The following is a 13,976-nucleotide window of genomic DNA, read 5'->3' as shown; positions in this document are numbered from 1 at the left end:
TCCAATAAAAAAACCCTTTCCGTTCATCTTTGGGAACCACACTATGGTAAACATGTGAGCCATCGGTGCAGGGAGAAAGCGAGCGACGTATGGTCGGTGCGAGCAAGATACTGACGGTGTCCTACGGCACCTTCTCGTGCACCCTGGAAGGGTTCGACGACTCCTTCGACACGATGAAGGCGATTGCCGAGTATTTCCGCGACCTCGCGGCGGATGATCGTTACTTCGGGGCGGAACCGCCCACCCCTGATGCCGAGATGCTGCAGCGGATTGCCGAGCGCGAAATCCGCAAGCGGGTCGAGACGCAGATCGGCGAGGACGGCATCGTGCTGCGTCCCGCGCGCCTGCCCGGCGCCTCGAGCGAGATGCGGTCGCCCCCGGCCCGGGGCGCCGCGCCGCCCGCCGCCGAGGACGCGCCCGTGTCCGGCCCGCGCAGCGATGACGAAACGGAATCGGTTGCCGCCAAGCTGGCGCGAATCCGCGCGGTGGTCGAGAACGCCCGCGCCGCGGCGCCCGCGATGCCGACGGACGCAGCGCCGCCCATGGCCTGGGACGACACCGGGCCCGAAGAGGACGCGCCCGCGCCCGATACGGAGGGCTCCCCCGACCCAAAGTGGCCTGATCCGGCAGCAGAAGCGCCGGATACCCCCATTGCGGAGCCGTCGGCAGAAGCCGCGACCGGCCCCACGCCGCCCGTGCCCGGACACGGCGCACCGATAAACGAAGCCGCGTCGCCCCCACCCGAGGCCGGTCAACCCACCGCCGCCGACGCGCATGGGAACGCGGACGACGCCAGGGCGGGCCGGGGCGCCGCGCACGCGCCTCCGACACTCACAGCTGGGCCGACGGCCGACACGGTTCAGGCGACCCCACCAGCGCCGCGACCGCGCGCCCGGGTTCTGAAGCTCAAGCGCGCCGATCTCGCCGCCCGCGCTCCCGATCCCGTGGCACCGGCGCCGGAAACCCCGCCGGCCGCCGTGCCGCACCCCCCGCCCGTCGCCGAGGACGGCCGGTTGCCCGAGGCCCTCGAGGCCGAGCTTCAGGCCGATCTCGCCGCAGCCCGCGCGGAATTCGAGGCCGAGTGGCAGACAACGCCGGCCCCGGCGCAGCCCACGACGGACAGTGGCCGGACGATGCCCGAGCGCGCGGAAAACGCCGCGCCGGCCGCCGCCGAGGACGCCGAAACGAAGGCCGAAGGCGCCGACGAACCCCGCGCGCCCGAGGCGACAAAGCCGGCCGGTGAGACCGCGCCGCAACCGGCCGACGACGCGCCGACCACCCCCCGGCCCGATCCGAAGGCCGTCGAAACCGCGCTGCAACGGCTCTGGGATGAAACCAATACCAAGCTCGACGGTGCCGAGCAGCAGCGTCGCCGCGCCTCCATCGCGCATCTGAAGGCCGCCGTCGCCGCCACCTTCGCCGATCGCAAGACCGATGGCGCGGGCCGCCGCCCGGACGAGGAGAACGCGCGCCGCCCCTACCGCCAGGTGCTGGCCAAGGTCGTCCGCGGCAACCGCGAGACGCCCCGACCCGAGGAGCGGCAACGCCTCGCACCGCTGATGCTGGTCTGCGAACAGCGCGTCGACCGCCCCCGCACCGCCCCGCGCGACACGGCCGGGGCGATCAGGCCGCGCCGGGTGGTGCCCGACGCCGGCGCAGAGGACGAGGCGCCACGCCCCGTCGGCAACATCTTCGCAGATGAGCCCGATTTTTCGGAATTCGTCGCCGAGCGCGGCGTCTCCGGCATGGCCGACACCCTGGAAGCCGCCGCCGCCTACCTGCTGAAGCACGAGGGGCATGACTGCGTCTCGCGCCCCCAGGTGATCCGCCTCGCGATGAGCCATCTCGGGCAGGACACCAAGCGCGAGGAGGTTCTACGCGCCTTCGGAAGCCTCCTGCGCGTGGGGACCTTCAAGAAGGTCCGCCGCGGCATGTTCGTGATGCCCGGCCTCACGACCGGCTGCGGCCTTGACGGACCCGAACGCCGGCACGCCTGAGAGGGCGGCGCAGCGGGCAGCAGATACGGCGGGGACTAGCGCCTCGGCTTGTCGTCCTTTCGAGCGTCCTGCTCTCCCGCCTCGGGATCGGGCTGTCCGATCCCGCGAAAGACGAAGCGGAACGGCAGCGCCCAGACGACCCCCAAGGCGACGTAGATCAGCAACTCCACCACGAAGGACGGCCGGTCGAACAGGTTGACCACGGTGATGGCCACCACGATATAGGCCGGCAGCCCGATCAAGAGGATCACGAGCGACCAGCGGCGGCGGGCTTTCCAGGACAGGGGCATCAGTCGGCGAAGGGGTCCGTTACAAGGATTGTATCGTCGCGTTCGGGCGAGGTGGATAGTAGCGCCACCGGGCACTGGATCAACTCCTCGACCCGACGGACATACTTGATCGCATTCGCGGGCAGGTCGGCCCAGCTGCGCGCGCCCTCGGTCGAGTCCGACCAGCCCGGCAGTTCCTCGTAGACCGGCACGCAGCGCGCCTGCTGGTCGGCCGCCGTGGGCAGGTAGTCGAGCGTTTCGCCGTCAAGCGCGTAACCGGTGCAGATCCTCAGCGTGTCGAACCCGTCGAGGACGTCGAGCTTGGTCAGCGCGATGCCGTTGACGCCCGAAGTCGCGCAGGTCTGGCGCACCAGAACCGCATCGAACCAGCCGCAGCGCCGCTTGCGCCCGGTCGTGGTGCCGAACTCGTGGCCGCGCTCGCCCAGGCGCTGGCCGTCCTCGTCGTCGAGTTCGGTCGGGAACGGCCCTTCGCCCACCCGCGTGGTGTAGGCCTTGACGATTCCCAGCACGAAGTCGACCGCGCCGGGCCCGATGCCGGTGCCGGTCGCGGCCTGCCCGGCGATGGTGTTCGACGAGGTGACATACGGGTAGGTGCCGAAATCGATGTCGAGCAGCGCGCCCTGCGCGCCTTCGAACAGGATGCGGCGCCCGGCACGGCGCGCCTCGGTCATCACCTTCCAGACCGGCGCGGCATAGCGCAGCACCTCGGGCGCGATGGTGCGCAGTTCGGCCAGCAGGGCGTCGCGGTCGATCTCGTCCAGCCCGAGGCCGCTGCGCAGCGCGTTGTGATGCACCAGCGCCCGGTCCACCCGCAGCTCCAGCGTGGCGTCATCGGCCAGGTCGGCCACCCGGATCACCCGCCGGCCCACCTTGTCCTCGTAGCACGGGCCGATCCCGCGCCCGGTGGTGCCGATCTTGGCCACCGCGGCCTGACCCTCGCGCGCCCGGTCGAGTTCGCCGTGGAACGGCATGATGAGCGGCGTGTTCTCGGCGATCATCAGCGTCTCGGGCGTGATGTCCACGCCCTGACCGCGCAGCGTCTCGATCTCTTGCAGCAGGTGCCAGGGGTCGAGCACGACGCCATTGCCGATCACCGACAGCTTGCCGCCGCGCACCACGCCCGACGGCAGCGCGTGCAGCTTGTAGGTGGTGCCCTCGATCACGAGCGTGTGGCCCGCATTGTGCCCGCCCTGGAAGCGCGCGACGACATCGGCGCGCTCGGACAGCCAGTCGACGATCTTGCCCTTCCCCTCGTCACCCCACTGGGCGCCGACGACGACAACGTTGGCCATGGCGGATCCCCTTGCGCTAGGCGTTGCAAACCCGCGCCGGTATATCGGGCTGCGACGCCGAGACAAGCCGTTTTTCGCCCCACGCGGCGGCGCCGGCGCTACAGTCACCGTCGATTCGACGGCCCATCGGAGACCTGCCGCCCATGCCCGGACTGATCCTGCGCTGCCTCGTCGCCTTCGTTCTGCTGGCGCTGACCTACAACCCGACCGACTGGAACTACGTGGGCTGGTCGCGGGCGGCCTGGGGCGAGGCGACGTCGCTCGTGGTGCTGGCGGGGCTGTTGCTGCTCACGGGCTATGTCGTCTACCTGCGCGCGACCCTGCGCTCGATCGGGGTCTTCGGGATGATCCTCGTCGCCGCCCTCGTCGCGGCGCTGCTCTGGGTCATGGTCGACTGGGGGATGCTCCGCCTCGACGATCCGGGGCGGAACACCTGGATCGGTCTCGTCGCGCTCTCGGTCGTGCTCGGCGTGGGGCTGTCCTGGAGCCTGATCCGCCGGCGGCTGTCGGGTCAGGCCGATGTCGACGACGTGGACGAATAGCACCCCAAGCTGCGACAGAACGCCCCAATTCCGGGGGGATGCGACGATGCGACAGCGCGAAATCCGACGCAACAGGCGTATCCAAGGTTAGACTCTGCCGCAGAGTCGGCACCTGACAATAACCTTGGGGGGACACGCCATGTCCGGATTCCTGCTTCGCTGGGTGATCGCCTTCCTTGCGCTCGCCGCCCTCTACAACCCGATCGAAGGTTACAACTACGTCGATTGGGCCCAGGCAAACTACGCCGATCAAAGACCGCTCGTGATCGGGATCGGCGTGATGCTGGGCCTCGTGCTCCTCGTGCTGCTGGCCGGGACGCTGCGCACGATGGGCCTTGTCGGGCTCATCCTGTTCCTCGTCATCATCGGCCTGCTGAGCTACATCCTCGAGGGCGAAGGCATCATCACCTACGCGGTCAACGACACAAACACCTGGGCCGGGCTCGCGGTCTTGTCGCTGGTCATGGCCGGTGCGCTGAGCTGGCGCAGCTCGACGCGCGCCAGCAGCCGCGCGGCCAAGGAAGCGACGAAGGCCAAGTCGGGCAAACCGGCCAAGGCCTGAGGGGTTGCGGGGGCGGCCCGTTGGGCTTAGGTAAACCGCCAGACCAAGCCCGGGGCCGTCCGTCATGGAAAACGTCATCCTCATCGTTCACCTCGTTCTCGCGCTGTGCCTGATCGGCATCGTGCTGTTGCAGCGCAACGAGGGCGGCGGACTCGGCATGGGCGGCGGCGGCGCGATCACCGGCCGCGCCCCCGCGACGCCGCTCGGGAAGCTGACCTGGTTCTTCGCCATCTGCTTCATCGCGACGTCGATGACCCTCACGATCCTCGCCGCGCGGGACACGGCCGGCACCTCGGTGGTCGACCAGATCGGCCGCACCCCCGCCCCTGTCGAGGACACCGGCGCGGAGGGGTCCGCCCCAGCCCTGCCGGACGGCGAGGACCTGCTGCCGCCGGCGCCCGTCGCGCCGGAAGGCGACGCCCCGCTTCTGCCGCCGCGGGCCGAGTGAGCCCGTCAGCACCGAACATGCGCACATGGTATCCGTCATCCGTGGCAGGCCACGCGAAAAAGCGCGTCGCGGCCGTGCCGAGCTTGACACAAGATAACGCGCCGCCGCGCCCGCCGACACGCAAGACCCACAACCATTTGCGGCAACGGCGAAATCCTTAACAGCATCTAGCGGTCAGGTTGCGGGGCGGGACAGAATCCTCTATATCTCGACCCCCGTGATGCCGCGGCGTTCCGGCGCCGAATCACCAACGCACGAGCAGCATTCACGGGGGTCGTCCTCTCCATGGCACGGTTCATTTTCATCACGGGCGGCGTGGTGTCGTCGCTTGGCAAGGGCCTTGCGTCAGCCGCCTTGGGCGCGCTGCTGCAGGCGCGCGGCTTCTCGGTGCGGCTGCGCAAGCTCGACCCCTACCTGAACGTCGACCCGGGCACGATGAGCCCCTTCGAACATGGCGAGGTGTTCGTCACCGATGACGGGGCCGAGACCGATCTCGACCTGGGCCATTACGAACGCTTCACCGGGGTCGCGGCGCGGGCCACCGATTCCGTCTCGTCGGGCCGGATCTATTCCAACGTGCTGGAGAAGGAGCGGCGCGGCGACTACCTCGGCAAGACGATCCAGGTGATCCCGCACGTCACCAACGAGATCAAGGACTTCATCCGCGTCGGCGAGGACGAGGTCGATTTCATGCTGTGCGAGATCGGCGGCACCGTGGGCGACATCGAGGGGCTGCCCTTCTTCGAGGCGATCCGCCAGTTCAGCCAGGACAAGCCGCGCGGCCAGTGCATCTTCATGCACCTGACGCTCTTGCCCTATATCCGCGCGTCGGGCGAGTTGAAGACCAAGCCCACGCAGCACTCGGTCAAGGAACTGCGCTCCATCGGCATCGCCCCCGACGTGCTGGTCTGCCGTTCGGAAGGGCCGATCCCCGAGAAGGAGCGCGAGAAGCTCGCACTGTTCTGCAACGTCCGCCCCGACAGCGTGATCGCCGCGCAGGACCTGAAATCGATCTACGAGGCCCCGCTGGCCTACCACCGCGAGGGGCTCGACCAGGCGGTGCTCGACGCCTTCCAGATCAGCCCCGCGCCCAAGCCGCACCTTGCGCGCTGGGAGGACGTGTCGGACCGAATCTTCAAGGCGGAGGGCGAGGTGCGCATCGCCATCGTCGGCAAGTACACGCAGCTTGAGGACGCCTACAAATCCATCGCCGAGGCGCTGACCCATGGCGGGATGGCGAACCGCGTCCGCGTCAAGGCCGAGTGGATCGACGCCGAGATATTTGAACGCGAGGACCCCGCGCCCTGGCTCGAGGGGTTCCACGCGATCCTGGTGCCCGGCGGCTTCGGCGAGCGCGGGACCGAAGGCAAGATCAAGGCCGCCGCGTTCGCCCGCACCCGCGACGTGCCCTATCTGGGCATCTGCCTCGGCATGCAGATGGCAGTGATCGAGGCGGCGCGGAACGTCGCCTCTCTGTCGGATGCGGGCTCCGAGGAGTTCGACCACGAAGCGGGCAAGAAACGCTTCACCCCCGTCGTCTACCATCTCAAGGAATGGGTGCAGGGCAACGCGACCGTCCAGCGCCGGGTCGACGACGACAAGGGCGGCACGATGCGGCTGGGCAGCTACACCGCGCATCTCAAGGAGGGCTCGCGCGTGGCGCAGATCTACGGGGCCAACGTGATCGAGGAACGCCACCGCCACCGCTACGAGGTCGACACCAAGTATCGCGAACAGCTCGAGGCGCAGGGGCTGGTGTTCTCGGGCATGTCGCCCGACGGCCGCCTGCCCGAGATCGTGGAGTGGCAGGACCATCGCTGGTTCATCGGCGTGCAGTTCCATCCCGAGCTGAAGTCCAAACCCTTCGCCCCCCACCCGCTTTTCGCCGATTTCATCCGCGCGGCGGTCGAAACCTCGCGGCTGGTGTAATGCGCCTCGGCCTGGCCGCGCTCGCCGCCCTGCCTCTCGCGGCGGCGGCGGAGCCGGTCGAGGTCGTCGGCTACGACCGCGCGGCGGCCCTGACCACGGGGCTCGTCGATTTCGAAACCCTGCCGTCGCTGCCCGAGCCAGGGCACGCGCTCGACCACGGCTACGCCTTCGCCGGCGGGCGCGCGGGCGAACGGTTCGCCGGGCAGCCCCTGATCGAGGAACGCGCGCGGGGCGGGCGGCACGACACCATCCCCGATACCACCGCCCCGGCGGCGCCGCTGGCGCTGCTTTCGGGCGCCCCGCAGGCGGGCCTGTCGGTTTCGTTCCACCGCGCGTTCGGGTCGAACGCGCTCTATCCCGTCGGACCGCTGCGCTGGCCTGCCCCCGAAGCCCGCGGCGAGGGCGCGGCCGCCTTCCTGTTCGACGATGACGGCTGCGCGGTCGCGCTGCGCGTGCACACCGAGTACCGCGACGACCTCGGCAGCCGCGCGGACCATCGCGGCCTGATCCGCGTCCGCCTCTACGCCCGCGACGCGACGCTGATCGCGGACCGCGCGCTCTGGCTCGGCCCCGGCATTTCGAGCTTCGGCTTCCTGCGCGCAGGCGGGCGGGCCGACATCGCGGGGCTGCTGTTGACCAATCTCGACCCGGGCGGCGTATCGATGGACGACCTGCGCTTCGGCTGCGCCCCGGCCATCGGCTGAACGCGGCGGGCCCGACCGGCCACGCGGTCGTGACGGTACATGCGTGCAGTTCCGGCTTTTCCACACGGCCGCCGGGATTTATATAAAGCCCATGTTCGCCGATTTCCTGAACCGCCTGATCCAGCCCGAGCCCGAGGTCCTGCCCGACGCCGATGCGCGGCTGGCGCTTGGCGCGCTGCTGGTGCGACTTGCCCGGTCGGACGGGGAATACGCCCGCGAAGAAGCCGAGCGGATCGACCGCATTCTCGCGACCCGCTACGAGCTGTCGCCCTGGGAGGCGACGGACCTCCGGCGCCGGGCCGAGGCTCTGGAGGGCGAGGCGCCCGACACGGTGCGCTTCACCCGCGCGATCAAGGACGCGGTGGCCTACGAGGACCGCGAAGCCGTGATCGAGGCACTGTGGGAGGTCGTCTTGGCCGACGGGATCCGCGACCAAGAGGAAGACGGTCTGCTCCGGCTGGTGGCGAGCCTGCTGGGCGTGAACGACCGCGACAGTGCGCTGGCCCGCCATCGCGCCGAGGCCAAGCGCGACGGCTGACGAAGTCTCGGTCGGCACCTCGCGGAGATCCTGCATTTCCCCGCGCTTCGCCATGTGGCCCCCGGCCATGGCGGCATTCGCACCCCCTCTGCGCGCGCACCGCCGCCAGCGATGCCCAAATCCTGTGCAACCGCCCGCGCTGCCGTCACTTCCCCGTTGCAATCCTTAATGATTTACGCCCTACTTCGGGGCCGAACGACCCGCAACCGGCAACCCGACGTGACCGAGTCCACCGCGCCCGTCCTCGAAATCCGCGATCTCCACAAGAGCTACGGCGCGCTTGAGGTGCTCAAGGGCGTCTCGATCGCCGCGAAGAAGGGCGACGTGGTCTCGCTGATCGGCTCGTCCGGCTCGGGCAAGTCGACGCTTCTGCGCTGCGCCAACCTGCTGGAGGACAGCCAGCAAGGGGAGGTGATCTTCGAGGGCGAACCCGTCGCCTGGCGCGGCCGCGGCCCAAACCGCCACCCGGCCGACCGCCGCCAGGTCATCCGTATCCGCACCAACCTTTCCATGGTGTTCCAGCAGTTCAATCTCTGGGCGCACATGACGATCCTGCAGAACGTGATGGAGGCGCCGGTCACCGTGCTCGGCGAGGACAAGGACGAGGTCGAGAGCCGCGCCCGCGCCCTGCTCGACAAGGTGGGCATCGGCGACAAGTGCGACGTCTACCCCGCGCAGCTTTCGGGCGGCCAGCAGCAGCGCGCCGCGATCGCCCGCGCGCTGGCGATGCAGCCCCGCGCGTTGTTGTTCGACGAGCCGACCTCGGCGCTCGACCCCGAACTGGAACAGGAGGTCGTGCGCGTCATCAAGGCGCTGGCCGAGGAAGGGCGCACCATGATGCTGGTCACCCACGACATGCGGCTGGCCGCCGACGTGTCGGACCATGTGGTGTTCCTGCACCAGGGCCTGATCGAGGAGGAGGGCCCGCCCGACCGGCTGTTCGGCAGCCCGGAATCCGAGCGTCTGCAACAGTTTCTCAGTGCAACCGTGGCGGCCTGACCGCCGAACCAACCAACGGGAGAGTAAGATGAACCGACTGATTCTTGGCACCGCCGCCCTGGCGCTGTCGGCCGGCATGGCGCTGGCGCAGGACGTCGTGCGCCTGGGCACCGAGGGTGCCTATCCTCCGTACAACTTCATCAACGACAATGGCGAGGTCGACGGGTTCGAGCGCGAACTCGGGGATGAGCTGTGCGCACGCGCCGAACTCAACTGCGAATGGGTGACGAACGACTGGGATTCGATCATCCCGAACCTCGTCTCGGGCAACTACGACGCGATCATCGCGGGCATGAGCATCACGCCCGAGCGCGACGAGGTCGTGGATTTCACCCAGAACTACACGCCCCCTTCGCCCTCGTCCTATGCCGCGCTCAGCGATGACGCGGATATCGAGGGCGGCGTGGTCGCGGCCCAGACCGGCACGATCCAGGCCAACCACGTGGTCGATACCGGCGCGACCCTTCTCGAGTTCCCCAACCCCGACGACACCGTCGCGGCCGTGCGCAACGGCGAGGCCGACGCGGTGATGGCCGACAAGGATTTCCTGGTGCCCTTCGTGAACGAGGGCGACATGGTCTTCGTCGGCGAGGACATCCCGCTGGGCGGCGGCATCGGCATGGCGTTGCGCGAGTCCGACCCCGAGCTGCGGGGCAAGTTCGACACGGTGATCCAGTCGATGAAGGATGACGGCAGCCTGAACGAACTGATCATCAAATGGCTCGGCGAAGACTCGCCGCGCTTCTGAGCGGCACGCGGACCGGGCGCCGTCGCGCAGCCCGGTCCGCCCCGGTCTGACCGCCGATGTTCGCGTTCTGCGAAGACCCCAGCACGATCGAGGGCCTTGCCTGGTTTGCCTGTTACCTGACCAGCGGCAAGCACATGGCGTTCTATGCCTCCTTCGGCACGGTGCTGCTGCTGCTGGCGATCACCGCGCCGGTCGCGCTGTTCTTCGGCTTTGCCGGCGCCATGGCCACGCGGTCGCGCCTGCTGCCGCTGCAGGCGGTAGGCCGCATCTACACTTCGATGGTGCGCGGCGTGCCCGACATCATCTTCTTCCTGTTCGTGCCCATCGCGCTGGATCAGGGGCTGGAATGGCTGCGCCACCACGCGAAATGCCCCGACTGGACCGAACCGATCCGCCGCGGCAACGATTTCGTGGTCTGCACCGAGGCCAAGCTGCCGCTCTCGACCGCACCGCAATGGGTGCATGAGAGCTACGGCTTCGTCCTGGCCGTGCTGGCCTTCGCCGTTGTCTTCGGGGCCTTCGCGGCGAACGTCCTTTACGGCGCGATGCGCGCCGTGCCGCGGGCGCAGATCGAGACCGCCGAGGCCTACGGCATGACTCCGCGCCAGTCGTTCTGGCGCATCCTCGTGCCGCAAATGTGGGTCTATGCGCTGCCGGGGCTGTCAAACCTCTGGATGATCCTGATCAAGGCCACGCCGCTTCTGTTCCTGCTCGGGGTCGAGGACATCGTCTACTGGGCGCGGGAACTCGGCGGGTCCAAGACCCGGATCTACGCCTACCCGCATCCCGACTGGCGGCTCTACTATTTCCTCGCGCTGCTGGTCTTCTACCTCGCGCTCACCAAGGTTTCCGAGATCGTTCTGGCGCGGCTGACCGTGCGGCTGAGCCACGGCCAGGCGACGCTCGGCGGCGAGGCGCTCAGGAAGGCGGACGCATGAGCTGCCTGCAAACGATCCAGGACTACGCGCTGCGCTCGGTCGGCATCGGCGAACGGCTGCTGCCGCGATCCGACTTCACGCTGTGCGAACAGGTCACGCTGATCGGCTCGGGGCTGATCTGGAACGTCTATTTCGGGGCACTCGCGCTTTTGTTCGGCTTCTTCCTCGCCACCGCCGTGGCGCTCGCCCGGTCGAGCCATCTCTGGGCGGTGCGCAAGCCCGCCGAGTGGTTCATCTTCCTGTTTCGGGGCTCGCCGCTCTTCATCCAGTTCTTCCTGTTCTACGAGGCCTTCGTTCTGCTGCCGAAATCGGGCATCGAGCTGAACCTTCTCTTCGTCGAGATCACCGCCGACACCCGCTGGCTGACGCGAGCCTGGGCGGGGGCGCTGATCGTGCTGTTCCTCAACACCGCCGCCTATTCGGCCGAGATCTTCTACGGTGCGCTGCGCTCCGTGCCCAAGGGCGACATCGAGGCGGCCGATGCCTACGGCCTGTCGGGCTGGGCCAAGTTCCGACGCGTGGTCTGGCCCACGATGCTGCGGCTCGGCTGGCCGGCCTATACCAACGAGGCGATCTTCCTGTTCCACGCCACGGCGCTCGTGTATTTCTCGGGCTTCCCGGCCTGGCAGCAGAAGGGCGACGCGCTCTACTACGCCAACTATTTCGCCGACAAGACCTTCAACCCGTTCGTTCCCTACCCGATCGCGGCGGTCTATTTCATCCTCTTGACGCTGGTGATCATCTTCGTCTTCGGCCTGATCAACCGCCGCCTCAACCGCCACATCGCGCCCACCGCGCGGCAGCGCATCCGGTTCCGCCCCAACCTTCTGAGATGACCGACTGGCTGGCCGAAAATCCCCATGTGCGCACGATCCGCGTGGCCGCCTGCGACCTGAACGGGCAGGCGCGCGGCAAGCGGCTGCCCTCGCGCTTCGCCGGCAAGGTCGCCGAGGAGGGCACGCGGTTCCCGCTTTCGGTGCTGAACCTCGACATCTGGGGCGAGGATATCGAGGACAGCCCGCTGGTCTTCGAGACCGGCGATGCCGACGGCGTGCTGCGGCCCACCGGACGGGGCTTCGTGCCGATGCCCTGGCTCGAAGCGCCGACCGCGCTCTTGCCGCTCTGGATGTTCACCGAGGGCGGCGCCCCCTTCGAAGGCTGCCCGCGCCAGGCGTTGGCCCGGGTGCTGGAGGCCTACGCGGCGCGGGGCTGGCGGCCGCAGGTGGCGACGGAGCTGGAATTCTATCTCGTCGACGATTCCGAGCCGGGCATCCACGCCCCCCGCTCGCCCCGCTCGGGCAAGCGGCGGGAGGCGGCGGAAATCCTGTCGCTGCGCACGCTCGACGCCTTCGACGCCTTCTTCACCGACCTCTACGACGCCTGCGAGGCGATGGACATTCCCGCCGATGCGGCGATCTCGGAGGCCGGGATGGGCCAGTTCGAGGTCAATCTCATCCATGGCGAGGCGATGAAGGCCGCCGACGACGCCTGGCTGTTCAAGCTGCTCGTCAAGGGCATGGCCCGCCGCCACGGCTTGGCCGGAAGCTTCATGGCCAAGCCCTACGAAGAACATGCCGGCAACGGGCTGCACGTCCATTTCTCGGTCCTCGACGCAAATGGCAACAACGTCTTCGACGATGGCAGCACCGGGGGCTCGGGCTTCCTGCACCAGGCGGTGGCGGGCTGCCTCGCCGCCCTGCCCGACATGACGCTGATCCTGGCGCCGCATGGCAACAGCTATGACCGCATGGTGCCCGGCGCGCATGCGCCCACCGGCATCTGCTGGGCGCGCGAGAACCGGACGGCGGCCATCCGCATTCCCGGCGGCTCCCCCCGCGCCCGGCGGATCGAGCACCGGGTGGCGGGGGGCGACATCAACCCCTACCTGGTCATCGCGGCGGTCCTCGGCACGGCGCTGCAGGGCATCGAGGAACAGCTTTCGCCGCCGCTCCCGATCACCGGCAACGCCTATGACCAGAGCCTGCCGCAGATTCCCACCTGCTGGCTCGGCGCGATCGATGCGTTCGAGACCAGCCCCCGCATGGCGCGGGTCTTCCCGCGCGGGCTGATCCGCAACCTGGTGATGACCAAGCGGCAGGAGGCCCGCCGGATCGCGGCGCTCGACGCCGAGGCGCGGCTCGCGCTCTATCTCGACACGGTGTAGGCACCGCGATCACGGAACGGCGCGCAACGACGCCTCGATCTGCCCGCCGCCCCGCGACCATCCGACATCGCCGGGCCGCGCGGGCAGGCCCTTGCCCGTGCCCGCGCGCGGGACTACCCTCCACGCGCACAACCCACGGATTTCCCATGCGGATCGGCATCCTGCAGACCGGCCATGCGCCCGACGCGCTTCGGGACACGTATGGCGACTATCCCGACATGGTCGAACGCCTGCTGGCCGGGCGCGGCTTCACGTTCCAGACCTACGATGTCGAGCATATGGAGTTTCCCGCCTCGGTCCATGCCGCCGAGGGCTGGCTCATCACCGGGTCGAAGCACGGCACCTACGAAGACCACGATTTCATCCCGCCGCTGGAGACCTTCATTCGTGACGCTTACGGCGCCGAGATTGCCATCGTAGGTATCTGCTTCGGCCACCAGATCATCGCCCAGGCCCTCGGCGGCCATGTCGAGAAGTTCGAGGGCGGCTGGTCCGTGGGCCCCCGCGACTACGAGATCGACGGGCAGACCTACACGCTCAACGCCTGGCACCAGGACCAGGTGATCCGCCCCCCCGAGGCGGCGGAAACGGTGGGCCACGGCACACGCTGCGCCCATGCCGCGCTGGTCTACGGCAACCGGGCGTGGTCGGTGCAGCCGCATCCCGAATACGGGGCCGGGTTCATCGAGGGGCTGATGACGCATCGCGCGCCCGGCGTGGTGCCCGAGGACCGGCTGGCCGAGGCGCGCGCGCGCCTCGGCACGCCCACAGACAACGGGGCGATGGCCGACCGCATCGCGCGCTTCTTCACCGAAAGACGCTGAG

General features: G+C 68.9%; 15 protein-coding genes. 13 read left to right on the top strand and 2 right to left on the bottom strand.

Features of this window, described 5'->3' with window-relative positions:
* Positions 1-89: 89 nt before the first annotated feature.
* On the top strand, positions 90-1,997 hold the full coding sequence (locus tag BUR28_RS18050) for a hypothetical protein (RefSeq protein WP_074221381.1): 1,908 nt from the start codon (positions 90-92) through the stop codon (positions 1,995-1,997).
* A gap of 35 nt (positions 1,998-2,032) precedes the next feature.
* On the opposite strand, the gene BUR28_RS18045 is transcribed toward BUR28_RS18050, so the two are convergent.
* Together BUR28_RS18045 and BUR28_RS18040 are read right to left on the bottom strand one after the other, a co-directional pair.
* Complete coding sequence (locus BUR28_RS18045) at positions 2,033-2,287, bottom strand: DUF2842 domain-containing protein (protein WP_074221380.1); 255 nt, start codon at positions 2,285-2,287, stop codon at positions 2,033-2,035.
* The gene (locus BUR28_RS18040; protein WP_074221379.1) at positions 2,287-3,579 is read right to left on the bottom strand and encodes an adenylosuccinate synthase; all 1,293 of its coding nucleotides are present in this window, start codon (positions 3,577-3,579) and stop codon (positions 2,287-2,289) included. Before BUR28_RS18040 ends, BUR28_RS18045 begins: the two co-directional genes overlap by 1 nt.
* Before the next feature lie 143 nt (positions 3,580-3,722).
* On the opposite strand from BUR28_RS18040, the gene BUR28_RS18035 reads away from it, so the two are divergent.
* The 12 genes from BUR28_RS18035 (at position 3,723) to BUR28_RS17980 (ending at position 13,975) form a co-directional block, all read left to right on the top strand.
* Entirely contained in the window at positions 3,723-4,121 is a 399-nt protein-coding gene (locus BUR28_RS18035) for a DUF6524 family protein (RefSeq protein ID WP_074221378.1), read from the top strand.
* Positions 4,122-4,260: 139 nt separating this feature from the next.
* The gene (locus tag BUR28_RS18030; protein WP_074221377.1) at positions 4,261-4,683 is read left to right on the top strand and encodes a DUF6524 family protein; all 423 of its coding nucleotides are present in this window, start codon (positions 4,261-4,263) and stop codon (positions 4,681-4,683) included.
* A 64-nt stretch (positions 4,684-4,747) separates the two neighbouring features.
* Positions 4,748-5,131, top strand: a complete 384-nt coding sequence (gene secG, locus BUR28_RS18025; protein WP_074221376.1) for a preprotein translocase subunit SecG — start codon at positions 4,748-4,750, stop codon at positions 5,129-5,131.
* A gap of 285 nt (positions 5,132-5,416) precedes the next feature.
* Complete coding sequence (locus tag BUR28_RS18020; RefSeq protein WP_074221375.1) at positions 5,417-7,060, top strand: CTP synthase; 1,644 nt, start codon at positions 5,417-5,419, stop codon at positions 7,058-7,060.
* Positions 7,060-7,764 (top strand): hypothetical protein, encoded by a 705-nt coding sequence (locus tag BUR28_RS18015; RefSeq protein ID WP_074221374.1) that lies wholly within the window; start codon positions 7,060-7,062, stop codon positions 7,762-7,764. Before BUR28_RS18020 ends, BUR28_RS18015 begins: the two co-directional genes overlap by 1 nt.
* Positions 7,765-7,855: 91 nt before the next feature.
* Positions 7,856-8,302: a tellurite resistance TerB family protein gene (locus tag BUR28_RS18010; protein ID WP_074221373.1), complete on the top strand. Its 447-nt coding sequence runs from the start codon at positions 7,856-7,858 to the stop codon at positions 8,300-8,302.
* 219 nt (positions 8,303-8,521) lie between these two features.
* Positions 8,522-9,301: an ABC transporter ATP-binding protein gene (locus BUR28_RS18005; RefSeq protein WP_074221372.1), complete on the top strand. Its 780-nt coding sequence runs from the start codon at positions 8,522-8,524 to the stop codon at positions 9,299-9,301.
* A gap of 28 nt (positions 9,302-9,329) precedes the next feature.
* A complete protein-coding gene (locus BUR28_RS18000; protein WP_074221371.1) occupies positions 9,330-10,049 on the top strand; it encodes a transporter substrate-binding domain-containing protein in 720 nt (239 codons plus the stop codon).
* Between the two features lie 56 nt (positions 10,050-10,105).
* Complete coding sequence (locus tag BUR28_RS17995) at positions 10,106-10,987, top strand: ABC transporter permease (RefSeq protein WP_074221370.1); 882 nt, start codon at positions 10,106-10,108, stop codon at positions 10,985-10,987.
* Positions 10,984-11,823 carry an ABC transporter permease gene (locus BUR28_RS17990; protein WP_074221369.1) on the top strand — a complete coding sequence of 280 codons (840 nt, stop codon included), beginning with the start codon at positions 10,984-10,986 and terminating at the stop codon, positions 11,821-11,823. Before BUR28_RS17995 ends, BUR28_RS17990 begins: the two co-directional genes overlap by 4 nt.
* Positions 11,820-13,151, top strand: coding sequence for a glutamine synthetase family protein (locus BUR28_RS17985; protein ID WP_074221368.1), 1,332 nt, complete (start codon positions 11,820-11,822; stop codon positions 13,149-13,151). Before BUR28_RS17990 ends, BUR28_RS17985 begins: the two co-directional genes overlap by 4 nt.
* A gap of 146 nt (positions 13,152-13,297) precedes the next feature.
* A complete protein-coding gene (locus tag BUR28_RS17980; protein WP_074221367.1) occupies positions 13,298-13,975 on the top strand; it encodes a type 1 glutamine amidotransferase in 678 nt (225 codons plus the stop codon).
* Position 13,976: the final 1 nt, after the last annotated feature.

It is taken from the genome of Rhodovulum sp. ES.010 (genome assembly GCF_900142935.1).
In the GTDB taxonomy this organism is placed as follows: domain Bacteria; phylum Pseudomonadota; class Alphaproteobacteria; order Rhodobacterales; family Rhodobacteraceae; genus Rhodovulum.
The sequence above is the reverse complement of the archived record's forward strand: the minus strand, read 5'-3'. Positions and strand labels throughout refer to the sequence as shown.

What these genes read in the sequence shown, in the direction of transcription:
- BUR28_RS18050 (WP_074221381.1), top strand. Translation starts at nt 90, where the DNA reads ATGGTCGGTGCGAGCAAGATACTGACGGTGTCCTACGGCACCTTCTCG.
- BUR28_RS18045 (WP_074221380.1), bottom strand. Translation starts at nt 2,287, where the DNA reads ATGCCCCTGTCCTGGAAAGCCCGCCGCCGCTGGTCGCTCGTGATCCTC.
- BUR28_RS18040 (WP_074221379.1), bottom strand. Translation starts at nt 3,579, where the DNA reads ATGGCCAACGTTGTCGTCGTCGGCGCCCAGTGGGGTGACGAGGGGAAG.
- BUR28_RS18035 (WP_074221378.1), top strand. Translation starts at nt 3,723, where the DNA reads ATGCCCGGACTGATCCTGCGCTGCCTCGTCGCCTTCGTTCTGCTGGCG.
- BUR28_RS18030 (WP_074221377.1), top strand. Translation starts at nt 4,261, where the DNA reads ATGTCCGGATTCCTGCTTCGCTGGGTGATCGCCTTCCTTGCGCTCGCC.
- secG (WP_074221376.1), top strand. Translation starts at nt 4,748, where the DNA reads ATGGAAAACGTCATCCTCATCGTTCACCTCGTTCTCGCGCTGTGCCTG.
- BUR28_RS18020 (WP_074221375.1), top strand. Translation starts at nt 5,417, where the DNA reads ATGGCACGGTTCATTTTCATCACGGGCGGCGTGGTGTCGTCGCTTGGC.
- BUR28_RS18015 (WP_074221374.1), top strand. Translation starts at nt 7,060, where the DNA reads ATGCGCCTCGGCCTGGCCGCGCTCGCCGCCCTGCCTCTCGCGGCGGCG.
- BUR28_RS18010 (WP_074221373.1), top strand. Translation starts at nt 7,856, where the DNA reads ATGTTCGCCGATTTCCTGAACCGCCTGATCCAGCCCGAGCCCGAGGTC.
- BUR28_RS18000 (WP_074221371.1), top strand. Translation starts at nt 9,330, where the DNA reads ATGAACCGACTGATTCTTGGCACCGCCGCCCTGGCGCTGTCGGCCGGC.
- BUR28_RS17995 (WP_074221370.1), top strand. Translation starts at nt 10,106, where the DNA reads ATGTTCGCGTTCTGCGAAGACCCCAGCACGATCGAGGGCCTTGCCTGG.
- BUR28_RS17990 (WP_074221369.1), top strand. Translation starts at nt 10,984, where the DNA reads ATGAGCTGCCTGCAAACGATCCAGGACTACGCGCTGCGCTCGGTCGGC.
- BUR28_RS17985 (WP_074221368.1), top strand. Translation starts at nt 11,820, where the DNA reads ATGACCGACTGGCTGGCCGAAAATCCCCATGTGCGCACGATCCGCGTG.
- BUR28_RS17980 (WP_074221367.1), top strand. Translation starts at nt 13,298, where the DNA reads ATGCGGATCGGCATCCTGCAGACCGGCCATGCGCCCGACGCGCTTCGG.